This is a genomic window from Kitasatospora sp. NPDC050463, from assembly GCF_040655255.1.
GTDB lineage: Bacteria > Actinomycetota > Actinomycetes > Streptomycetales > Streptomycetaceae > Kitasatospora.
Genome location: NZ_JBFAJO010000063.1, coordinates 1 through 20956, shown reverse-complemented (window position 1 = coordinate 20956; position 20956 = coordinate 1). Strand labels below are relative to the sequence as shown.

The 20956-nt window shown below is 73.3% G+C and carries 18 protein-coding genes and 2 tRNA genes; 9 read left to right on the top strand and 11 right to left on the bottom strand.

The window, feature by feature from the left end; genetic code table 11:
* The first annotated feature begins 452 nt into the window (after positions 1-452).
* The 4 genes from purD to AB0J08_RS31010 all read left to right on the top strand — a co-directional run bounded on the left by purD (position 453) and on the right by AB0J08_RS31010 (position 6604).
* A complete protein-coding gene (purD, locus tag AB0J08_RS31025) occupies positions 453-1709 on the top strand; it encodes a phosphoribosylamine--glycine ligase (RefSeq protein WP_360641178.1) in 1257 nt (418 codons plus the stop codon).
* 553 nt (positions 1710-2262) lie between these two features.
* Complete coding sequence (locus AB0J08_RS31020) at positions 2263-3837, top strand: hypothetical protein (protein ID WP_360641177.1); 1575 nt, start codon at positions 2263-2265, stop codon at positions 3835-3837.
* A 219-nt stretch (positions 3838-4056) separates the two neighbouring features.
* Complete coding sequence (locus AB0J08_RS31015; RefSeq protein WP_360641176.1) at positions 4057-5598, top strand: N,N-dimethylformamidase beta subunit family domain-containing protein; 1542 nt, start codon at positions 4057-4059, stop codon at positions 5596-5598.
* A 106-nt stretch (positions 5599-5704) separates the two neighbouring features.
* A complete protein-coding gene (locus AB0J08_RS31010) occupies positions 5705-6604 on the top strand; it encodes a phosphoribosylaminoimidazolesuccinocarboxamide synthase (RefSeq protein WP_360641175.1) in 900 nt (299 codons plus the stop codon).
* A 46-nt stretch (positions 6605-6650) separates the two neighbouring features.
* On the opposite strand, the gene AB0J08_RS31005 is transcribed toward AB0J08_RS31010, so the two are convergent.
* From AB0J08_RS31005 to AB0J08_RS30975, 7 genes are all read right to left on the bottom strand, one after another.
* Positions 6651-7298, bottom strand: coding sequence for a response regulator transcription factor (locus AB0J08_RS31005; RefSeq protein WP_360641174.1), 648 nt, complete (start codon positions 7296-7298; stop codon positions 6651-6653).
* A 64-nt stretch (positions 7299-7362) separates the two neighbouring features.
* Positions 7363-8592, bottom strand: coding sequence for a sensor histidine kinase (locus AB0J08_RS31000; protein ID WP_360641173.1), 1230 nt, complete (start codon positions 8590-8592; stop codon positions 7363-7365).
* A gap of 80 nt (positions 8593-8672) precedes the next feature.
* On the bottom strand, positions 8673-9521 hold the full coding sequence (locus AB0J08_RS30995; protein ID WP_360641172.1) for an ABC transporter permease: 849 nt from the start codon (positions 9519-9521) through the stop codon (positions 8673-8675).
* Positions 9518-10549 (bottom strand): ABC transporter ATP-binding protein, encoded by a 1032-nt coding sequence (locus tag AB0J08_RS30990; protein WP_360641171.1) that lies wholly within the window; start codon positions 10547-10549, stop codon positions 9518-9520. Before AB0J08_RS30990 ends, AB0J08_RS30995 begins: the two co-directional genes overlap by 4 nt.
* Positions 10550-10782: 233 nt before the next feature.
* A tRNA-Gly gene (locus AB0J08_RS30985) sits at positions 10783-10858 on the bottom strand.
* Between the two features lie 40 nt (positions 10859-10898).
* Positions 10899-10971 (bottom strand) — tRNA-Gly (locus AB0J08_RS30980).
* A 130-nt stretch (positions 10972-11101) separates the two neighbouring features.
* Complete coding sequence (locus tag AB0J08_RS30975; protein ID WP_238860361.1) at positions 11102-11419, bottom strand: Lsr2 family protein; 318 nt, start codon at positions 11417-11419, stop codon at positions 11102-11104.
* A 469-nt stretch (positions 11420-11888) separates the two neighbouring features.
* Here AB0J08_RS30975 and purS point away from each other — a divergent pair, with 469 nt between their 5' ends.
* The 4 genes from purS (at position 11889) to AB0J08_RS30955 (ending at position 16310) form a co-directional block, all read left to right on the top strand.
* Positions 11889-12176: a phosphoribosylformylglycinamidine synthase subunit PurS gene (gene purS / locus AB0J08_RS30970; protein WP_360641170.1), complete on the top strand. Its 288-nt coding sequence runs from the start codon at positions 11889-11891 to the stop codon at positions 12174-12176.
* Positions 12173-12850, top strand: coding sequence for a phosphoribosylformylglycinamidine synthase subunit PurQ (purQ, locus tag AB0J08_RS30965; protein WP_360641169.1), 678 nt, complete (start codon positions 12173-12175; stop codon positions 12848-12850). The genes purS and purQ overlap by 4 nt, the downstream gene beginning before the upstream one ends.
* Positions 12850-15105: a phosphoribosylformylglycinamidine synthase subunit PurL gene (gene purL, locus AB0J08_RS30960; RefSeq protein ID WP_360641168.1), complete on the top strand. Its 2256-nt coding sequence runs from the start codon at positions 12850-12852 to the stop codon at positions 15103-15105. The genes purQ and purL overlap by 1 nt, the downstream gene beginning before the upstream one ends.
* Before the next feature lie 377 nt (positions 15106-15482).
* Positions 15483-16310, top strand: a complete 828-nt coding sequence (locus AB0J08_RS30955) for a sterol carrier family protein (RefSeq protein ID WP_360641167.1) — start codon at positions 15483-15485, stop codon at positions 16308-16310.
* Positions 16311-16355: 45 nt separating this feature from the next.
* Here AB0J08_RS30955 and AB0J08_RS30950 read toward each other — a convergent pair whose 3' ends face one another.
* The 4 genes from AB0J08_RS30950 to fbaA form a co-directional block, all read right to left on the bottom strand.
* Complete coding sequence (locus AB0J08_RS30950; RefSeq protein ID WP_360641166.1) at positions 16356-17063, bottom strand: hypothetical protein; 708 nt, start codon at positions 17061-17063, stop codon at positions 16356-16358.
* Positions 17064-17165: 102 nt separating this feature from the next.
* Positions 17166-18116 (bottom strand): DUF3152 domain-containing protein, encoded by a 951-nt coding sequence (locus AB0J08_RS30945; RefSeq protein WP_360641165.1) that lies wholly within the window; start codon positions 18114-18116, stop codon positions 17166-17168.
* A 206-nt stretch (positions 18117-18322) separates the two neighbouring features.
* Positions 18323-18736, bottom strand: coding sequence for a DUF3151 domain-containing protein (locus tag AB0J08_RS30940; protein ID WP_352288463.1), 414 nt, complete (start codon positions 18734-18736; stop codon positions 18323-18325).
* Between the two features lie 73 nt (positions 18737-18809).
* Complete coding sequence (fbaA, locus tag AB0J08_RS30935; protein ID WP_360641164.1) at positions 18810-19832, bottom strand: class II fructose-bisphosphate aldolase; 1023 nt, start codon at positions 19830-19832, stop codon at positions 18810-18812.
* Between the two features lie 324 nt (positions 19833-20156).
* On the opposite strand from fbaA, the gene AB0J08_RS30930 reads away from it, so the two are divergent.
* A complete protein-coding gene (locus AB0J08_RS30930) occupies positions 20157-20876 on the top strand; it encodes a VTT domain-containing protein (RefSeq protein ID WP_360641163.1) in 720 nt (239 codons plus the stop codon).
* Positions 20877-20956: the final 80 nt, after the last annotated feature.

The window sequence follows — 20956 nt, the reverse complement described above, 5'->3', positions numbered from 1 at the left end:
TCCCTGTGGCGGGCGGACTGCTGGGTCTGACATCGCGTCCTCGCGGCACGTCATCGACCTGACGGGCCGTGAAACGCCGGACGACGCATCGGATGCACACGGCGCCCCCGGGCGGTGTGGGTGCCCCGGGACGGCGTACCGGCCGGTGGCCGGCGGTTGTCCATCAGCACTTCTTACCGCCAAATGGCTGACCATGGGGCCGCTTCGCCAATGATCGTTACCGGATCCGAGCACCGGATGCCGAGGTGAGCGGGTTGCGGCGGTCGGCGAGATTTCACCCGTCCGAGCGAGGCTCCGGTGACCCGCTGTCCTGACCCGGACACCGGGGGCACGCCGCCCGACCCGTGGCTTGGAGGATCCTCCGACTCCGGCAGCATACGGACGGCTTCGCCTGGAGCTTCCGACGGGACCGGAGGGTGACGCGAACCGGCCACCGACTACCCTTGCCAACCGTGAAGGTCCTCGTCATCGGCGGCGGCGCCCGCGAACACGCCCTGTGCCGCTCTCTGTCCCAAGATTCCGCCGTCACCGAGCTGCACTGCGCCCCGGGTAACGCCGGGATCGCGCAGGTGGCGACGGTCCACCCCGTCGACCAGCTGGACGGTGCGCAGGTCGCTGCGCTCGCCCGGCGGCTCGACGCCGACCTGGTCGTGGTCGGCCCGGAGGCCCCGCTGGTCGCGGGCGTCGCCGACGCCGTGCGCGCGGCCGGCATCCCGGTCTTCGGCCCGTCCGGCGAGGCCGCCCGACTGGAGGGCTCCAAGGCGTTCGCCAAGGACGTCATGGCGGGCGCCGGGGTGCCCACCGCCCGCTCCTACGTCTGCACCACCCCCGCCGAGGCCGCGGAGGCGCTGGACGCCTTCGGCGCGCCGTACGTGGTCAAGGACGACGGCCTGGCGGCCGGCAAGGGCGTCGTGGTCACCTCCGACCGCGAGGCCGCGCTGGCCCACGCCGCCTCCTGCGAGAGCGTGGTCATCGAGGAGTACCTGGACGGCCCCGAGGTCTCGCTGTTCGCGATCACCGACGGCACCACCGTCCTCCCGCTCCAGCCCGCGCAGGACTTCAAGCGCGCGCTGGACGGCGACGAGGGCCCCAACACCGGCGGCATGGGCGCCTACTCGCCGCTGCCGTGGGCCCCCGAGGGTCTGGTCGAGGAGGTCCTGGAGACCGTCCTGCAGCCCACCGTGGACGAGCTGCGCCGCCGGGGCACCGAGTTCTCCGGCCTGCTCTACGCGGGCCTGGCACTGACCTCGCGCGGTACCCGGGTGATCGAGTTCAACGCCCGCTTCGGCGACCCGGAGACCCAGGTCGTGCTGGCCCGGCTGCGCACCCCGCTGGCAGCCGTCCTGCACGCCGCCGCCACGGGCTCGCTGGACCAGCTGGAGCCGCTGCGCTGGGACGACGGCGCCGCCGTCACCGTGGTGATCGCCTCCGAGGGGTACCCGGCGGCGCCGCGCACCGGCGACGTGATCGAGGGCCTGGCGGAGGCCGAGGCCGCCGACGGCACCGCCTTCGTGCTGCACGCGGGGACCAGGGCGGACGAGGACGGCCGGGTGCTCAGCGCCGGCGGCCGGGTCCTCTCCGTCACCGCCACCGGCACCGACCTCGCCGAGGCGCGCGACCGGGCGTACGAGGCGGTGGGCCGGATCAGCCTCAAGGGTGGTCAGCACCGCACCGACATCGCGCTCAAGGCCGCGAGCCGAGCGGGATAACGAGGCGAGCCGAGCGCACCGAAGCACCGCAGGGGCGCTGCGTCCGGGGGAAACAACCCCCATGGGCGCAGCGCCCCGCGGCGTTTCCGGGGTGGGCGGTACGAAAGTGGTTCCGACGGCCGCCGCACCGTTCGGCGGCCGGAATCCAGCCCATCGAGTGACAGCAGCCGCATCCGGCTGACGCAACCGGCTGCCCGGCCTTATGGTGCGCTGGTCCGCAGCGCCGTGGGCCGTGCCGCTCGCGGCCGTGCCGGGTAGCGGCGGTCGTGCGGGGGGATGCTGGACGGCGTCCGGCCGGACCGGCACGCCCGGGCCGCTTCGCACGGCACCCGGCACGGTCGTCCGGATTTCGGGCACCGTCACCGGGACGAGTGGAAACCGGGGCGATCCGGAACACCCACCCGGACAAGGGCGTCAAGAATGTCAGAAGCGCCACGCAGCATGTACTACCGGGATCGGCCGTCGCCGCTTCCCGGTCGGAACTGATCGTTTCGAGTCGGCTCAGGGCCCCGTCGCCGGGCGTCCGAGGGCTCCGAAGGGGGTGCCGCACCGTATGGCCGCTGTCGACACCGCGCGCGCTCACGCCCAAGCGGTTCTGCGGGTCCGGGGGCTCGCCCTGGCCGTCGCCGTACTGCCCGCCGCCGCCGCGGTGGTCCTGCTCGCGGGCCGGTTCACCGGCCGGCTCGGTGCGCCCGGCGCCCCCGACGTCGCCGGCTGGGACGCCGTCCGCTGGGTGGTCTGCGCGGTAGCCGTCGCCACCCTGCTGGTCGCGGGCCTGGCCGCCCGGGCCCATCGCCGGGCCGTCCCGCCGCAGACCCCGGTCGTCCCGCTCGCCCGGGCCCAGGCCCCCGAGCTGTACCGGCTGATCGACGAGCTGGCCGACCGGCTGGAGGTCCCCGCGCCCTCCGCGATCGCCCTGACCCCGGACTGCGACAGCTGGTTGGAGGACCTCCCGCCGGCCCGGGCCGGCGGGACGCGCCGCGCGCCGGGCCCGGCAGCCGAGCCGCCCGCGCCGGTCCTGGTGATCGGCTCGCCGTTCCTCTGGTGGATGCGCGCCGGCGAGCTGCGCGCCCTGCTCGCCCCGGTGGTGGCCGGTACCGCGGCCGCCGCCGACCCGGACATCGCCGCCGCCCGCCGCTTCCTGCGCGGCCTGGACGCCAGCCTGGACGCCACCCCGCTGCCCGGCGTGGTCGGCGCCCCCGCGCCCGCCGCCCCGCGGGCCGGCCGCCGCGGCCTGCCCGCGCTGACCGACCGGATCACCCGCCGGCTGCTCGGCGCCTGCCGGGCGCACTCCGCCGAGCTGGAGCGGGCCGTCGCCGGCTGGGCCTCCGAGCAGGCCCGGGCGGTCGACTACGGCCTGCGGATCGCCGCCCAGGAGCAGGTCGGCCTGGCCTACGCCGGCTGGGACCGGCTGCTCACCCGGGTCGCGCTGCCCGCCTGGCGGCTCGGCCGGCACCCCGCCCACCTCAACGCCGGTGTGGTCGCCGCGCTCACCGAGCTGTCCCGGCGCGACCGGCTGGCCGACGGCTACGGCAGCCGTCTCGGCGACCGCCCCGCCTGCGACCTGCTGGAGGAGCCGGGCACGGTGGACGAGGCCGTCTCGCTGCTCGCCGCCGAGCTGTTCTTCGGCCGGCCCGCCTCCGGGGCCTGGCGCGAGGTGGAGTGGACCGACTACCCGGCCGAGGTGGTGGACGCCGGCTGGCGGGCCCGCGCCACCGCGCTGCAGTCCGCGCTGGACCGGCTCGCCCCGCAGGCCCGCCCCGGCGCCCCGACGGTGACCAGGCTGCTGGGCCGGCTCGCCGAGGGCGGCGGCGAGCAACTGGCCGCCTCGCTCACCGCCCAGCTGGCCCGGACCACGGCCCCCGCGCCGCTGCTCGAACCCGTCCGCACCGGGCGGGACCTCCTGGTCGACCACGTCACCGCGATGGTGTGCTGCGCGGCCGTCGACACCGCCGGCGCCACCCCGGGGCTGGACTGGCTGGACGGCCCGGTGCTGCTGATCGGCGGGGTGCGCCGCACCGATCTGGCCGAGCCGGTCGCCCAGGCCGTCGAGCAGGGCCAGGACGGCCCGCTGCGGGCCTGGCTGGACGCCGCCGAGGTCCGGCTGGAGAAGCCGGTCCGGCTCTGAGTCCGGAGGGCGCTCGGCCCCGGGCTCGCGCCCCCGGGCGGGTCGCCGGGGGCAGGTCTTCGCAGGCCGGGGCGCCTCCCGGTGGCCGGCCGGAAGATTCACCGGCACTAGTTGCTACCGTTGGGTGACGCAGCGCCAGCACTCTGTGGTGTATTGGTCCGCACGCACATCCGGGAGGCACATGCCAACCGGCGGAGGGTGCATCTGTGGGAGGGGCGCGTGGGGACGGAACTCAACCGCCGCTGGGAGTCCGGAACGCACGCGTACAGCGTCTCCGACCCCTTCGGCCAGGGCCCGCTGCCCTGGCTGCGCAGCCCGGACCAGTACCTGGCGGGTGCCGAGGGCACCGTCCCCTGGTACGTCTCGGTGGACGCGCCGGGCCAGCAACCGCTGGCCGGCGGCGCCAGACCCAAGCCCTCGGTCGGCACCCCGCAGGGCGCCAACGACGTGGTGCAGCAGATCAAGGGCTTCGCCTCGGCGGGCGTGGTCCGGCCCGGCGGCTCGGTGGACTTCCGGGTCACCGTCAACCCGCCCCGCGAGTTCACCGTCGACGTCTTCCGGATCGGTCACTACAGCGGCGACGGCGCGCACCACATGACGTCCAGTCCGCTGATCGCCGGGCTGTCCCAGCCGGCTCCGCTGGTGGCCGGGCGGACGGTCTCCTGCCACCACTGGTGGCACTCCTGGCGGCTGCAGATCCCCACCCACTGGCGGCCCGGCGCGTACGTCGCCGTGCTGACCACCGGCGACATGCTGCACCGCAGCCACATCCCGTTCACGGTGCGGGACTTCGAGGACCAGACGCGCGCCGCCGAGCTGCTCCTGGTGATCCCGGACGTGACCTGGCAGGCCTACAACCTCTTCCCCGAGGACGGCCGCAGCGGCGCCAGTCTCTACCACGCCTGGGACGACCAGGGCCGGCTGGTCGGCGAGCCCGAGGCGGCCGTCACCCTCTCCTTCGACCGCCCGCACGCCACCGCCGGCCTGCCGCTGCACGTCGGCCACGCCTACGACTTCATCCGCTGGGCCGAGCGCTACGGCTACGACCTGTCCTACGCCACCGCCACCGACCTGCACGCCGGGCTGGTCGACCCGGCCCGGCACCGGGCGCTGATCTTCCCCGGCCACGACGAGTACTGGTCCGAGCCGATGCGCCGCGCGGTCGAGCGGGCCCGCGACGGCGGTACCTCGCTGGTCTTCCTCTCCGCCAACACCATGTACTGGCGGGTCGAGCTGAGCCCCGCGCCGTCCGGTGAGCCCAACCGGCTGCTCAACTGCCGCAAGCGGCAGAAGGTCGAGCCGGGCAGCCCGGCCACCGGGGTGGGCGGCGCGGCCAGCGCGCTCTGGCGGGACGCCGGCGAACCGGAGCAGCACCTGCTCGGCCTGCAGTACTCCGGCCGGGTCGCCTCCCCCGTCCCGCTGGTCGCCCGGCACACCGCGCACTGGCTCTGGGAGGGCACCGGCGTCCAGGAGGGCGACGAACTGCCCGGGCTGGTCGCCGGCGAGGCCGACCGCTACTACCCCAAGGTGGCGCTGCCCCGGCACACCGAGCGGGTGCTGCTCGCGCACTCCCCGTACCGGGACCTCGCCGGTCGCACCCGGTACCAGGAGACCTCGCTGTACCGGGCGCCGAGCGGTGCGTACGTCTTCGCCGCCGGGACGTTCGCGTGGTCGCCCGCGCTGGACCGGCCCGGTCTCACCGACGAGCGGATCCAGCGGGCCACCGCCAACCTGCTGGATCGCCTCTGCAAGAACGGCTGAGTCCGCCCGGGCGGGGGCCGGACGGCCGGTCATGACAGACTCGGGTCCACTGACCTCCCCTTTCGCGCCCCACGCCCGCGAACGACCCCTGAGGACTGAGACGACCTTGAGCGGATTTGTCACCAAGCCCGAGCCGGTCCAGGTGCCCGGCCTGGTCCACCTGCACACCGGCAAGGTGCGCGACCTCTACCGTGCCGAGTCGGGTGACCTCGTGATGGTCGCCAGCGACCGCATGTCGGCGCACGACTGGGTGCTGCCCAACGAGATCCCCGACAAGGGCCGCGTCCTCACCCAGCTCTCGCTGTGGTGGTTCGAGCGGATCGCCGACATCGTGCCCAACCACGTGATCTCCACCGAGATCCCGGCCGGCGCCCCCGCCGACTGGAAGGGCCGCACGCTGGTCTGCCGCAGCCTGGAGATGGTCCCGGTCGAGTGCGTGGCCCGCGGCTACCTGGCCGGCTCCGGACTGACGGAGTACGAGGCCGACCGCACGGTCTGCGGCATCGCCCTCCCCGAGGGCCTGGTGAACAGCTCCGAGCTGCCCGCCCCGATCTACACCCCGGCGCTCAAGGCCGAGGTCGGCGAGCACGACGAGAACGTCTCCTACGAGGAGACCGCCCGCCGGATCGGTGCGGAGCTCGCCTCCCAGCTGCGCCGCACCACCCTCGACGTCTACGCCCGGGCCCGGGACATCGCCCGGGCGCGGGGCATCATCCTGGCCGACACCAAGTTCGAGTTCGGCCTGGCCGACGGCGAGCTGGTGATCGGCGACGAGGTGCTCACGCCGGACTCCTCCCGCTTCTGGCCCGCCGACGACTGGCGGCCCGGCCGCTCGCAGCCGTCCTTCGACAAGCAGATCATCCGCGACTGGCTGGTCTCCCCGGCCTCCGGCTGGGACCGCTACAGCGAGCTGCCGCCGCCGGAGCTGCCGGCCGAGGTCGTCGAGCAGACCAGGGCCAAGTACATCGAGGTCTACGAGCGGCTGACCGGTCTCACCTGGGCCTGAGCCGTCGGACGCCCGCGGGCGCGGCCGGGTCCCGGACCGGGAGGTCTCAGATCCAGCCGTGTTCGCGGGCGATCCGCACCGCCGCGTGGCGGTTCTCGGCGCCCAGCTTGGTGGCGGCCGAGGAGAGGTAGTTGCGGACCGTGCCCTGGGAGAGCGCCGCACGTTCGGCGATCCCGGCGATCGAGGTGCCGTCGGCGGCCAGCTCCAGGACGTCCGTCTCGCGCGGGGTCAGCGGCGTCTCGCCCGCGCTGATCGCGTCCGCCGCCAGCTCCGGGTCCACGTACCGGCCGCCCGCGTGCACCGTGCGGATGATCCCGGCGAGGTCCGCCGCGGAGACGGTCTTCGGCAGGAAGGCGCGCACGCCGACCTCCAGCGCCCGCTTCAGGTAGCCGGGGCGCCCGTGGCCGGTGACGATCATGGATCGGCAGTCCGGCAGCCGCCGGCGCAGCTCGGCGGCCACCTCGATGCCGTCCAGCCCCGGGGGGCCCTCCCGGCCGGGCTGGGGGCGCATCTGGAGGTCCAGCACCGCGATGTCCGGGCGGTGCGCCAGCGCCATCGCCAGCGCCTCCGGCCCGGAGGCGGCCTGGGCGACCACGGTGATGTCCTCCTCCAGGGAGAGCAGCGCGGCCAGCGCCCCCCGGATCAGGTGCTCGTCGTCCGCGAGCAGGACGCGCACGGGGGTGGTGTCGGTCATCGGGGCCTTCTTCCGGGCAGGAGCGGAGGTCGGGGCGGGGCCGCGGGCGGCGGCGCGGCGGGGGTCAGAGCGGGACGCTGGCGAGCATCCGGAACCGGCCCGGTCCGGCGTCCGGGACGGTCAGCTCGCCGTCGTGGGCGGCGAGACGCTCGCGCAGCCCGCGCAGACCCGTCCCGCTGCCCCGGGACGGGATCGGAACGGCCGGCACCCCGTCGTTCTCCAGCTCCAGCACCACCCGGCCGTCCTCGCGCCGCAGCCGGATCGAGCAGTGGCCGGCCTCGCTGTGGCGCAGCATGTTGGTGGTGGCCTCGCGGATCACCCAGCCGAGCACCGACTGCACCGGCAGCGGCAGTCGGTCGGCGTCCTCGCCCAGGTCGATCTCGCAGGCCACGTCGGCGGAGCGCAGGACGGCGCGGGCACCGATCGTCTCGGCGTACAGGTCCGCCGTGCGGTAGCCGCGGACGACGTCCCGGACCTCGCGCTGGGACTCCTGGGCGATCCGTTGCACCTCGGTCATCTGGTCGGCGGCCTCCGGGCGCCCCCGGCGGGCCAGTTGCACCGCGAGCTCGCTCTTCAGCGCGATGGTGGTGAGGTTGCGGCCCATCACGTCGTGCAGGTCCCGGGAGAACCGCAGCCGCTCCTCGGCCACGGCCAGCCTGGACTGGGCCTCGCGGGCGGTGTCCAGCTCCCAGACGACGGACTGCAGCCAGGCGAAGCTGCGGCAGCTGGAGCCGATGAAGGTGAGCGCGATCAGGTTGCCGACCAGCAGCCCGGCCGTGGTGGCGGCGTCGATCCCGGCCAGCAGGGCCGCGGGGGCGATCAGCAGCTGGGCCCCCGCCCCGGCCAGGCAGGCCCGGCTCACCGGCAGACCGACGCTCACCGGGCAGAACGCGGCGGCCAGCAGGGATGAGACGACCACGACGGTGAACGGCGGTGCCTGCGGGCTGCCCGGCCCGCCGTCGGCCGGGCCGAGCAGCAGCACGGCCCAGCAGCCGGCCACCGTCACGACGCCCAGGACGAGGAGCCGGCGCAGGTGGTCGGTGGGCCGCTGCAGGTAGTGGTCGAGCGAGGTGCGCAGGGCCCGGAGGGTCAGCAGGGTGACGGCCAGGCCGACGACCAGGCAGACCTGGGCGATGCCGTGGCCGTCCTCCCGGCCGGCGGGGGCGGCGAGGGCCAGCATGATCAGCGGGAGCAGGACCAGCGGGACGAGGTACAGCGACCAGCGGAGATACAGCTCGGTGCGCTGGGGCTTGCTGTACCCCTTCCAGCGGCGCATCGGTGTCAGGACGGCCATCTCTTCCGCTCCCCCTTCGATCATGATCGTGCTGCGCTCTTCCTATCAGGTGGGGAACGGCCGGGTGCAGGGAGCGGACGTCAGCGGCGGGGCTCCCAGCGGAAGTGGCGCACGGCGCACGAGGCGGCCAGGGCGAGCCAGACCGTTCCGGTGACCAGGTGCGGGGCGGCGGTGGACCAGGTGCCGGCGAAGCCGGTGGCGGCGGCGGAGCCGTCGGTGCCGAACCAGCCGATGCGGATCAGCTGGAAGGCCGGGGTGGTGGGCAGCAGCCGGCAGACGTCGGCCATGCCGTCGGGCATGACCTCCAGCGGGACGAACAGGCCGGAGCCGAACTGGGAGAGCAGCAGGACCGGCATGGTGGTGATGCCGGCACTCTCGACCGTCTTGGTGAAGGCGCTGGAGAGGGCGGCCAGCGCCGTCAGGGTGCCGATCGCCAGGACCAGCCCGGCGGCCATCAGCAGCGGGTTCACCGGTGCGCTGAGGTCCAGGGCGACGGCGCCGCCGACGGCGACCACCAGGCACATCAGCAGGGCCAGACCGACCGAGGGCACCGCGGTGCCGGCCAGGATCTCGATGTCCCGCGCCTCGCCGGTGCGCAGCCGCTTGAGCACCAGCTCGCCGCGGCGGGCCACGTAGGCGGCGGTCAGGTTGTAGTAGACGACGAAGGCCAGCACCATCCCGACCGCCCCGTTGACCAGCAGCGAGTCGACGTCGAGGCCGGGGTTGGTCTCGGCCTGCTGCTCCAGCACGCTCCGCAGGCCGCCGATCAGCAGCAGCGGCAGCAGCAGGGCGGTGAACAGCGCGGTCCGGTTGCGCAGCAGCAGGGTGGCCTCGGCCCGGCCGAGGGCGAGCAGCCGGCGGCCGGTACTGCTCTGCGGTCCGGTGCCGCTCTGCGGTCCGGCGGCGGTGCGGGCGGTGGCGGTGGTCATCGGGAGAGTCCCATCAGGCGGCGGCGGGCGGTGGGAGCGGTGGGAGCGGTGGGAGCGGTGGGAGCGGTGGGGGCGTCGGCCGGTGGCCGGTGCGCGGCTTCGGAGGCGATGGCGAGGAAGGCCTCCTCCAGCGAGGCACTGCGGGCGTCGAGGGCGCCGAGCGCGATGCCGTGCCGGGCGGCCCAGCCGAGCAGGTCGGTGAGGGTGGCCTGGAGCTGTCCGGTCTGCACGGTGATCCTCCGGCCGTCGGCGACCAGGGTGGCCCCGGCCAGCGGCGGGAGGCAGGCTCCGGTGAACTCGGGGAGTTCGAAGGTGATCCGGGAGGGGCGGCCGGCGATGACCTCGGCCACGGTGCCGGCGGTGACGATCCGGCCGCGGTGCATGATGGCCAGCCGGTCGGCCAGCTCCTCGGCCTCCTCCAGGTAGTGCGTGGTGAGCAGCACGGTGGTGCCCTGGGCGCGTAGCTCGCGGACCAGGCGCCAGACGGCGGCGCGCGCCTCGGGGTCGAGACCGGTGCTGGGCTCGTCCAGGAAGAGCACCTCGGGGCGGCCGAGCAGGGCCATCGCGAGGTCGAGCCGGCGGCGCTCGCCGCCGGAGAGCTGTTTGACCCGCACACCCCGGCGGTCGGCGAGGCCGACCAGCTCCAGCGCCTCCTCCAGCGGGCGGGCACCGCTGGTCATCCCGGCCCAGCTGCGGCCGGTCTCGGCGACGGTGAGGTCGCCGGGGAAGCCGCCCTCCTGCAGCATGATGCCGATCCGGGGGCGGAGCGCGGCGCGCTCGCGGTGCGGGTCGTGGCCCAGGACCCGGACGGTACCGGCGGTGGGGGCGGCGAGGCCCTCGATCAGTTCCATGGTGGAGGTCTTGCCGGCGCCGTTGGTGCCGAGCAGCGCGAAGAGCTCGCCGCGGCCGACGGTCAGGTCGACCCCGCGCACCGCGTGGTAGCCGGTGGTACCGGAGCCGTAGTGGCGGTGGAGGTCGGTGACCTCGATCACATGATCGCTCGCGGTGCGCGGCTGGCTCGTTTCCATGGCTCAAGCCTTCCGCCGCCCGGGCGCCGCGGGCAGTGCGCGCTCTCATGGGAACGCGATGCGGATCCACGGGTCGGCGATGACAAATGTCATCGGTCGGGGCCGGACGGGAAAGCGCCGGCCAAGCCGCGGGCAAGCCGGGGGCAAACCGGGAGCGATCCGGGGGGGAGGACCGGGGAAGTCACGGTGGGGGAATGCCGAAGGGCCCCCTCGACCGAGGGGGCCCTTCGTACTGGAGCGGACGACGAGATTCGAACTCGCGACCCTCACCTTGGCAAGGTGATGCTCTACCAACTGAGCCACGTCCGCAGGATGGAACTATTGAGTTGTGCTGTGCTCGCACACTGCGAGCGGACGACGAGATTCGAACTCGCGACCCTCACCTTGGCAAGGTGATGCTCTACCAACTGAGCCACGTCCGCACGGTGCCTGGTGGGGCACCGGCCGCCTCTTCGGATCTCTCCGTTGCGGCGACGAGGAATACTCTACCCCATCGATCGGGATGGTCGCCCCACCCTTTCGGGGCGGGTGGGACGACCGGGGCCGGCGGGGTCAGTTCGCCTCGGCGAACGCCTCGTAGACGTGCTTGGGGATGCGCCCCCGGGCGGGCAGCTCCATGCCGCGCGACTGGGCCCAGGCGCGCACGGCGGCCGGGTCCGGGGTGAGCGCGGTGCGGCGGAAGGACTTACCGGTACGGCTCTGGCGGCGGCCGGCCGCGACGAACGGGGCGAGGGCCTCCCGCAGCTTTTCCGCGTTGTCCAGGGACAGGTCGATCTCGTACGACTTCCCGTCGACGCCGAAGTGGACGGTTTCTGCGGCAGCGCCGCCGTCCAGGTCGTCGGAGAGCGTGACAACTACACGCTGAGCCATGGGTGTCAATCCTCTCGGGCAATTCGGCCGAAGGGCGCGGGGTGCGCTCCCGTGGCCTGATGTGCACCATTCGCGCAAGTGCATACGGGCAGGCCTGATGGCGCGCCGGATACGCAGCACTTGCCGCGGCAGGTGGCCCTATTCTGCACCCGAAGCGGGTCGAAATCGAAGAGTCCGGCTTTCTTTTCCGTATATTCACGTGTCTTCGGTGCGGTGTCGGATACCGGGTGCACTCGGCTGGCCGATCTGTCCGGAGTGCCGGTATTCGGGTGCTCTTCGGCCGTTCTCGCTCGGGCCGCTGAATCCGGCGAAATGTGGAGGCCGCCGCGGTGTCCGGGGGGAGCCGGAGCCCTTGTGGCGTAAGGGTCGTGGGTCTACGCGCGTCACCCCGCCCGGCCAGCAAAGTCACCCGAAACCCCCGGTAGTCTGGAGTTCCCCCGCCTCACCGAAGACACCACCGGGAGTGCCAGTGGCACGCGTCGTAGTCGACGTCATGCTCAAGCCGGAGATCCTCGACCCCCAGGGACAGGCGGTGCAGCGTGCACTGCCCCGTCTCGGATTCACCGGGATCGCCGACGTCCGCCAGGGCAAGCGCTTCGAGCTGGAGCTGGAGGGCCCGGTCGACGACGCCGCGCTCGCCCGTATCCGCGAAGCCGCCGAGACCTTTCTCGCCAACACCGTGATCGAGGACTTCACCGTCCGCGTCGAGGAGACCGTCACATCGGTCCCCTCCTCCGTCGCCGGAGACGCCAAGTGACCACTCGAGTCGGAGTCGTCACTTTCCCCGGTTCCCTCGACGACCGCGACGCCCAGCGTGCGGTCCGCCTGGCCGGCGCCGAGCCGGTCGCCCTCTGGCACCGTGACAAGGATCTCCACCAGGTCGACGCGGTCGTCCTGCCCGGGGGATTCAGTTACGGCGACTATCTGCGCTGCGGCGCGATCTCCCGCTTCTCGCCGGTGATGGACACCATCATCGAGCAGGCGAAGCTGGGAATGCCGGTTCTCGGTATCTGCAACGGCTTCCAGGTGCTGTGCGAATCGCACCTGCTGCCCGGTGCGCTCACCCGCAACGACTCGCTGCACTTCGTCTGCCGCGACCAGAAGCTGCGGATCGAGAACGCCGGCACCGCGTGGACCCGGGATTACTCGGCCGGCCAGGAAATCGTCGTCCCGTTGAAGAACGGCGAGGGCCGCTTCGTCGCCGACGAGCACGTCCTGGAGGCGCTGGAGGCGGAGGGCCGGGTGGTCGCCCGCTACGTCGACGTCAACCCGAACGGTTCGTACCGCGACATCGCCGGCATCACCAACGCCGCCGGCAATGTCGTCGGCCTGATGCCGCACCCGGAGCACGCCGTGGAGCCGCTCACCGGTCCGACCACCGACGGCCTGGGCTTCTTCACTTCCGTCCTGAAGCAGCTGGTGAACGCCTGATGACCCTCGACACCGTCAAGAACGCCGAGCAGACCCCGGACGCCGGCCAGCCGTGGTCCGAACTCGGCCTCAAGGAGGACGAGTACACCCGCATCCGGGAGATCCTCGGCCGCCGCCCGACCGGCGCCGAGCTCGCGATGTACTCGGTCATGTGGTCGGAGCACTGCTCGTACAAGAGCTCCAAGGTGCACCTGAAGCAGTTCGGCGAGAAGGTGCCGCAGAACGACGCGATGCTCGTCGGCATCGGCGAGAACGCCGGTGTGGTCGACGTCGGCCAGGGCTACGCGGTCACCTTCAAGGTCGAGTCGCACAACCACCCGTCGTACATCGAGCCCTACCAGGGCGCGGCCACCGGCATCGGCGGCATCGTGCGCGACATCCTGGCGATGGGCGCCCGCCCGGTCGCCGTGATGGACCCGCTGCGGTTCGGCGCGGCCGACCACCCGGACACCCGGCGCGTGCTGCCCGGGATCGTCGCGGGCATCGGCGGCTACGGCAACTGCCTGGGTCTGCCGAACATCGGCGGCGAGGTCGTCTTCGACTCCTGCTACCAGGGCAACCCGCTGGTCAACGCGCTCTGCGTGGGCGTGATGAAGCACGAGGACATCCACCTCGCGCAGGCCTCCGGCGCCGGCAACAAGGTCATCCTGTACGGGGCCCGCACCGGCGGCGACGGCATCGGCGGTGTCTCGGTGCTCGCCTCCGAGACCTTCGACGCCACCGGCCCGGCCAAGCGCCCGGCCGTCCAGGTCGGCGACCCGTTCCAGGAGAAGCTCCTCATCGAGTGCACCCTGGAGATCTTCTCCGAGAAGCTCGTCAAGGGCATCCAGGACCTCGGCGGCGCCGGCCTCTCCTGCGCCACCTCCGAGCTGGCCTCGGCCGGCTCCGGCGGTATGCGGATCGAGCTCGACACCGTGCCGCTGCGCGACAACACGCTCTCGCCCGAGGAAATCCTCATGAGCGAGTCGCAGGAGCGCATGTGCGCCATCGTCGAGCCCGGCAAGGTCGACCGTTTCCTGGAGATCTGCGAGAAGTGGGACGTCATCGCCACCGTCATCGGTGAGGTGACGGACGGAGAGCGGCTGGAGATCTTCTGGCACGGCGAGCTGGTGGTCGACGTGCCGCCGCGCACCGTCGCCCACGAGGGCCCGACCTACCAGCGCCCGTACGCCCGCCCGAGCTGGCAGGACGCGCTGCAGGCCGACGCCCCGAGCGCCGAGCGGCTCGCCCGCCCGACCACCGGTGAGGGCCTGAAGGCCGACCTGCTCAAGGTCGCCGGCTCGCCCAACCAGGCCTCCAAGGCGTGGATCACCGACCAGTACGACCGCTACGTGCTCGGCAACACCGTGCTCTCGGTGCCCGAGGACTCCGGCATGATCCGGATCGACGAGGAGACCAACCTCGGCGTCTCGGTCGCCACCGACGGCAACGGCCGCTACACCAAGCTGGACCCGTACACGGGCGCCCAGCTGGCCCTCGCCGAGGCGTACCGCAACGTCGCGGCCGGCGGTGCCAAGCCGCTCGCGATCTCCGACTGCCTCAACTTCGGCTCCCCCGAGGACCCGGACGTGATGTGGCAGTTCGCCGAGGCCACCCGCGGCCTGGCCGACGCCTGCCTGGCGCTCGGCACCCCGGTCACCGGCGGCAACGTCTCGCTCTACAACCAGACCGGCGAGACCGCCATCCACCCGACCCCCGTGGTCGCGGTGCTCGGCGTCATCGACGACGTCACTCGCCGCACCCCGATCGGCTTCGCCGAGGAGGGTCAGCTGCTCTACCTGCTCGGTGACACCGAGGACGAGCTGGGTGGCTCGGCCTGGACGCAGGTGGTCCACGACCACCTCGGCGGTCTGCCGCCCAAGGTCGACCTGGACCGCGAGAAGCTGCTCGGCGAGATCCTGATCGCCGCCTCGCGCGACGGCATGATCGACGCCGCGCACGACCTCTCCGACGGCGGCCTGGGCCAGGCACTGGTGGAGAGCTGCCTCAAGGGCGGCCACGGTGCCCGGATCATCGTGCCCGAGGGTCAGGACCCGTTCGTTTTCCTGTTCTCCGAGTCGGCTGGCCGCGCGGTCGTCGCGGTGCCGCGCAGCGAGGAGCTCCGGTTCAACGACATGTGCACCGCGCGAGGCCTGCCGGCCACCCGGATCGGCGTGGTCGACGGTGATGTCCTGGACGTCCAGGGCCAGTTCACCGTCTCGCTGGCCGAGCTGACGGACGCCCACACCGGCGTCATCGAGGCTCTGCTCGCCTGACCCGGCCACCCCGAGCCGGCGCGCCCCTGATCCAGAGGGGGCGCGCCGGCCCGGACGCCCGAAGGGCCGGCCAGGTGTCTGAAGCCCGGCCCGGAGCCGAACGGCCCCGAGCCGAAGCCCCACGCCGATCGGCGAAGCCCCGCCCGCCGTAACCCCCGCCCCGCCCCCGTAGTGACTCCCGCCCCGCGCCAAATCCGCCCCGAGCCGAAGGGCCGCGCCGGTGCCGAAAGGGAGAAGCGCGGGAGCGACGAAGGAGCGACGGAGCGCCGACCGTCGGCGCCGGGTCAAGCGGCCCGGAGGCGAGCGGGCGACAAAACAGCCCGGAGGCGAGCGGGCGAAGAAACAGCCGCGGGCGAAGATCCCCTACGCTGCGGGGCATGCCTCCCAAGTCCCGTACGTACCAGCCCCAGAAGGTGCGCGCCGCGCTGGCCGCGCAGACCCGGGCACTGCGCGCCGCCGTCCAGGATCTCTGCGCCGACCCGGCGGCCGAGCAGGTGCTCGCTCGGCCGACCAGGGTGGGGCAGTGGTCGGTGCGCGAGCTGCTGGCCCACCTGGCGGTCCAGCTCGACTGGGTGCCCGCCCACCTCGGTGACCCGCTGGAGGGGCGGCCGCCGCTGGACCTGCTGGGCTGGGTGTCCCGGGTCGCCGAGGTCGCCCCGCTGCTGGACGCCGGGGCGCGCGAGCACGCCGCCGCGGAGTTCGGCGGCTCCCCGGCGGCGGTGGCAGCGGCTTTCGACCGGGCCGCCGACGCCCTGCTCACCGCCCTGGACGGGCCCGAAGTCGAGGACCCACAGCGGCGGTTCGAGATCCGGCTGGGCTCGATGCTGCTCTCCGACCTGCTGGTGACCCGGCTGGTGGAGGCGGTGGTGCACGCCGACGACCTGGCCGACGCGCTCGGCCGGGCCGCCTTCCCGCACGACCGCCAGGCGCTCGCCGTCGTGACCCGGTTGCTGGCCGATGCCTTCGCCGACCGCACGCCGGGTGGGGCTGTCGAGCTGCGGATCCCGCCGTACGCCGTGGTGCAGGCCGTGGAGGGCCCCCGGCACACCCGCGGCACCCCGCCGAACGTGGTCGAGACCGATCCGCTGACCTGGATCCGGCTCGCCACCGGACGGACGGACTGGTCCACCGCGGTGGACGCCGCCGCGCTCTCGGCCAGTGGCGAGCGCAGTGACCTCACGGCGTACCTGCCGGTCCTCGGATAGGCCCGGACGGGGCCCGGCCCGCGTCGCGACCCGGCCCCGGGGGGCCTAGGGGCGGAGTTGGGCGGCGAGCTGCTCGGTGGCCTTCCGGAGCGCCTCCCCGGTCAGGGCGGGCTCCAGCGTGGCGTTGACGGTGTCCTGGGAGAGGGTCAGGGCGATGTCGCCCTTGCCCTTGGCCGCCACCCGGGCCACGCCCACCGAGGCGGCGCCCGGGGTGACCTTGGTCCGGCCGGCCGTCGGCTGCTCGTTGGCGAACTGCTGCACCTGGTCCACGCCGAGGTTTCCGGCGACTTGGATGGACGGCAGCATCATGTTGACCACGGGACCGTTCTCCGGGATGGCCAGCAGGTCGATCCGGACCGGGGTGGAGCCGACCGTGTAGGTGCAGGTCACCCAGGCGCTCGGGGGCGTGGCCGGGATCGAGGGCAGCGAGGGCGGGACGGAGAAGCCGGAGGGCCAGGGCTCGGCCGGCTTGCCGTCGCCGAGTTCGGTGCGGACCGCGGGCTCGTCCTTGGGCCCGGGGGTCACCGGCCGGTCGATCCCGGCCGACTTCAGGGCCGCCGGGAGGTCCAGGCCGAACGGGCACGGGCCGGTCTTGGCGAGCCCCTGGGCGGTCGACCGGACGTGGTCGTAGGAGAGGCTGCCGGCGGCGGTCACTTCGCCGGAGGAGGAGCAGGCGGCAGTGCCGAGGAGGAGTCCTGCGGTGCCGGCCACGGCGAGGAGGCGGCGTCCGGCTGCGGTGCGGTCTGCTGTCATGCGATCAGCCTAGAACGGCCTTCTGTCGGACGGTCGGTGAACAGGTATCGGCTTTGTCCCGGCGCCGCCGGCGGACGAGGGGGAGCCCCCCGGCGCCTCGGGTCAGGGCACCGACGGGCCGCCGAGGTACCTGCCGTCCGCCGTGTACGGCCAGGCGTTGGGTTCGCAGCCCTTGAGGCCGTAGATCTGCTGCATCATCGCGGGCGCGGGCTTGCCCTGGCCCGGACAGGTCTCGTGCCCGTGGCCGATCCGGTGGCCGACCTCGTGGTTGACGATCAGCGCCCGGTACTCGTCGATCGGGCCGCTGAACTGCGGTGAACCGGTGTTCCAGCGCTTGACGTTGACCAGGACCTGGTTGCCGACGTTGCAGTTCACCTCGCCGCGGGTGTTCAGGCCGGCGGCCCCGCAGATCCGGTCCACGGCGGCCGGCGAGGCGATCTTCACGGTGAAGTCGTAGGCGCCGCCCGCCACCAGCTGGAAGCCGTTCCTGCGGTCGTTGGTCCAGCCGCGCGGGTCGGCGAGGATGCGCTGGACCTGTGCGGCGGCCGCCGCCGGATCGATGCCGATGCCGTCCTCGACCTCGACCTGGTAGCGGCGGACGGTGCCCTTGCCGACCGGCGCGGCCGCGCCCGGGGCGACGGTGAAGGTGCCCGCGCCCTGGTCGGGCCCGGGGGCCGGGGTGCTCGGCCCGGCGGGGGTGGGCACGGGGGTGGGCGCAGGGGGCGGGGCGGGTGCCGGTGGCGCCGTGGGGGTCGACGCCGGCGCCGGAGCCCCGTCGGGCGGGGCCGGCCGGCCCTGCGCGGTCCGGTCGGCGGCGGGGCGGGGGTCGGGGTCGTCGGGCATGAGGAGCGTGACGCCGAGGACGGCCACCGCCGCCACCAGCGCGGTGATCATCCCGGGACGGAGCCGCTGCCGACGGAGCCGCTGCCGACGGCGCCGACCGCCCCGGCCGGCGCCGTGCGGGCGGCCGGAGCGGGAGCCGCCGGTACGTCCACCGGCCGCGCGGGAGCTGCGCGCGCCGGGGTCGCGCTGGTCGGGTCTGGCTGCGGGCACGGTGAGGCTTCCTGTCGGACCGGTGGAGTCGCGAAAGCCTTCGAACCTTCGTGCGCCCCCCTCGCCCGGACACCCTGACATGGAGACCCGGCGAATGTCTACATACCGGGTATACACACCAAAAGGGGACCGCCCCCGGCACCGCCCTTTCGGACGGCGTCAGGGGCGGCCGTGGCGCGCGGGCGCCCACGTGCGGTGCGGGCCGGTCAGCCCAGGGTGGCGGCGGCGGTCGGCGAGCTGTCCCGGAGGAACTGGGCGCAGCGCTCGGCCTCCTCCTTCTCGTCGATGGCCGCGGCGGCCCGGCCGAGCCCGTGCAGCGCCCGCAGGAAGCCGCGGTTCGGCTCGTGCTCCCACGGCACCGGGCCGTGGCCCTTCCAGCCGGCCCGGCGCAGCGAGTCCAGCCCGCGGTGGTAGCCCGTACGGGCGTACGCGTAGGACTCGACGGTGCGGCCGGCGGCGAAGGCGTCGTCGGCCAGCTGGGCCCAGGCCAGCGAGGAGGTCGGGTACTTCGCCGCGACCTCGGCCGGGGAGGCGCCGCCGGCCAGCAGCTCCAGCGGAGCGGGCTCGGCGGGCAGGTGCGTCGGGGGCGGACCCCCGAGGAGGTTCTGGTGAATGCTCATGGCCCCCAGTGAACCACTGGGGGCCATGAGCCGGGGACCGGCCTCGGGAAGCGGCGGGGCTCCCGGGCGGTGCCTACTTCAGGCGGTTGCCGGCCGAGCGCAGCTGCTGGGCGGCCTCCAGCACGCGGGCGGCCATACCGGCCTCGGCCAGCTTGCCCCAGGTGCGCGGGTCGTAGGTGTTCTTCTTGCCGACCTCGCCGTCGACCTTCAGCACACCGTCGTAGTTGCGGAACATGTGGTCCACGACCGGGCGGGTGAAGGCGTACTGGGTGTCGGTGTCCAGGTTCATCTTCACGACGCCGTTCTCCAGCGCGGTGGCGATCTCCTGGGCGGAGGAGCCCGAGCCGCCGTGGAAGACGAAGTCGAACGGGTCCTTCTTGCCGTACTGGGCGCCGATCGAGTCCTGCAGCTCGCGCAGCAGCTCCGGCTTCAGGACGACGTTGCCCGGCTTGTAGACACCGTGCACGTTGCCGAACGAGGCGGCCAGCAGGTAGCGGCCCTTCTCGCCCAGGCCCAGCGCCTCGGCGGTGCGCACCGCGTCGTTGACGGTGGTGTACAGCTCGTCGTTGATCTCGTGCGTGACACCGTCCTCCTCGCCGCCGGTCGGGGTGATCTCGACCTCAAGGATGATCTTGGCGGCGACGGCCTGGGCCAGCAGCTCCTCGGCGATGGACAGGTTGTCGTTCAGGGTCTCGGCGGAGCCGTCCCACATGTGCGACTGGAACAGCGGGTTGAGGCCCTTGGCCACGCGCTCGGCGGAGATCGCCAGCAGCGGGCGGACGTAGCCGTCCAGCTTGTCCTTGGGGCAGTGGTCGGTGTGCAGCGCGACGGTGACGTCGTACTTGGCGGCGACCACGTGCGCGAACTCGGCGAGCGCGACGGCGCCGGTCACCATGTCCTTGTTGTGCTGGCCGCCCAGGAACTCCGCACCACCGGTCGAGATCTGGATGATGCCGTCGCTCTCGGCCTCGGCGAAGCCGCGCAGCGCGGCGTGCAGGGTCTGCGACGAGGTGACGTTGATGGCCGGGTAGGCGAACTTGCCCGCCTTGGCCCGGTCGAGCATCTCGTTGTAGACCTCGGGAGTTGCGATGGGCATGCGAATCCGCTCCTGTCGGGTTGCGGCGTACGGACGGTGCTGTCCGACGCTGTGTACGCCTCTGTTACGACTCCGGGGTACCGGGGCCTACGCGCGGCTCTGCGGGGCGGCCACCTGTACCAAGGTTCGAAGCGCCGCCGCGGTACGACAATGAGGGTGTTTGCGACCGCGGTCCGGACGCCGGAGCCATCTTCCCATCCCGGGCCCGGGCACCACCATGTGGCCCGCCTGTCGGGACGGCTGCCCACGTGCGACGAAGGGATGACCACCGTCTCGCCACCTGGGTGGAGGCCCGCGTCAAGGCGGGCCCGCTATCCTGCGGCCGTGGACTACAACCAGCTGGCCGTCAACTTGCTCGACGCCAAATCACTGATCTCGTCCCTCGGCGCCATCGGGCTGATCGCGATCATCTTCGCCGAGACCGGCCTGCTGGTCGGGTTCTTCTTCCCGGGCGACTCACTGCTGATCATCGCCGGCGTCGCCTCCTCGAACGCCGCCTCGTCGGTGCTCGGGGAGGGGACGAAGCTGCCGATCGCGGCCCTGCTGATCGGTGCGCCGCTGGCCGCCATCGCGGGCGCCCAGCTCGGGCACCTGATCGGGGTGAAGGTCGGGCCGAAGATGTTCGACAAGCCCGAGTCGAAGATCTTCCGCCGCGAGTACGTGCTGAAGGCGGAGGAGTACTTCAACAAGTTCGGGCCCGGCAAGGCCGTGGTGCTGGCCCGCTTCATGCCGATCGTGCGGACCTTCCTGAACCCGGTCGCGGGCACCCTGGAGATGCCGGCCCGGACGTTCTTCCTCTGGAACGTGATCGGCGGCGTGCTGTGGACCGAGTCGATGCTGCTGATCGGCTACTTCTTCGGTGACGCGCTCGCCCCGGTGATCGACAGGTACCTGATCCCGGCGGTGCTGCTGATCGTGCTGCTCTCGATCTCGCCGATCCTCATCGAGGTGGTGCGCGAGCGCAAGAAGAAGAAGGCCGGCGGCGCCGAGGCGGCCGAGGCCGAGACCGCTCAGGCGGGTGCCGGGCGCCACCGCCGCGGCTGAGCGCCACCACGACGAACGGCCGGGGCCGGGTCCTGTTTCACGTGAACAGAAGGTGAGCTTCACCGGCTGCACGGAGGTGC

Bases quoted from the DNA above. Each gene is read 5' to 3' on its own strand.
- AB0J08_RS31020 (WP_360641177.1), top strand. From the start codon at position 2,263: ATGGCCGCTGTCGACACCGCGCGCGCTCACGCCCAAGCGGTTCTGCGG.
- AB0J08_RS31005 (WP_360641174.1), bottom strand. From the start codon at position 7,298: ATGACCGACACCACCCCCGTGCGCGTCCTGCTCGCGGACGACGAGCAC.
- AB0J08_RS31000 (WP_360641173.1), bottom strand. From the start codon at position 8,592: ATGGCCGTCCTGACACCGATGCGCCGCTGGAAGGGGTACAGCAAGCCC.
- AB0J08_RS30995 (WP_360641172.1), bottom strand. From the start codon at position 9,521: ATGACCACCGCCACCGCCCGCACCGCCGCCGGACCGCAGAGCGGCACC.
- AB0J08_RS30990 (WP_360641171.1), bottom strand. From the start codon at position 10,549: ATGGAAACGAGCCAGCCGCGCACCGCGAGCGATCATGTGATCGAGGTC.
- AB0J08_RS30975 (WP_238860361.1), bottom strand. From the start codon at position 11,419: ATGGCTCAGCGTGTAGTTGTCACGCTCTCCGACGACCTGGACGGCGGC.
- purL (WP_360641168.1), top strand. From the start codon at position 12,850: ATGACCCTCGACACCGTCAAGAACGCCGAGCAGACCCCGGACGCCGGC.
- AB0J08_RS30955 (WP_360641167.1), top strand. From the start codon at position 15,483: ATGCCTCCCAAGTCCCGTACGTACCAGCCCCAGAAGGTGCGCGCCGCG.
- AB0J08_RS30950 (WP_360641166.1), bottom strand. From the start codon at position 17,063: ATGACAGCAGACCGCACCGCAGCCGGACGCCGCCTCCTCGCCGTGGCC.
- AB0J08_RS30940 (WP_352288463.1), bottom strand. From the start codon at position 18,736: ATGAGCATTCACCAGAACCTCCTCGGGGGTCCGCCCCCGACGCACCTG.
- fbaA (WP_360641164.1), bottom strand. From the start codon at position 19,832: ATGCCCATCGCAACTCCCGAGGTCTACAACGAGATGCTCGACCGGGCC.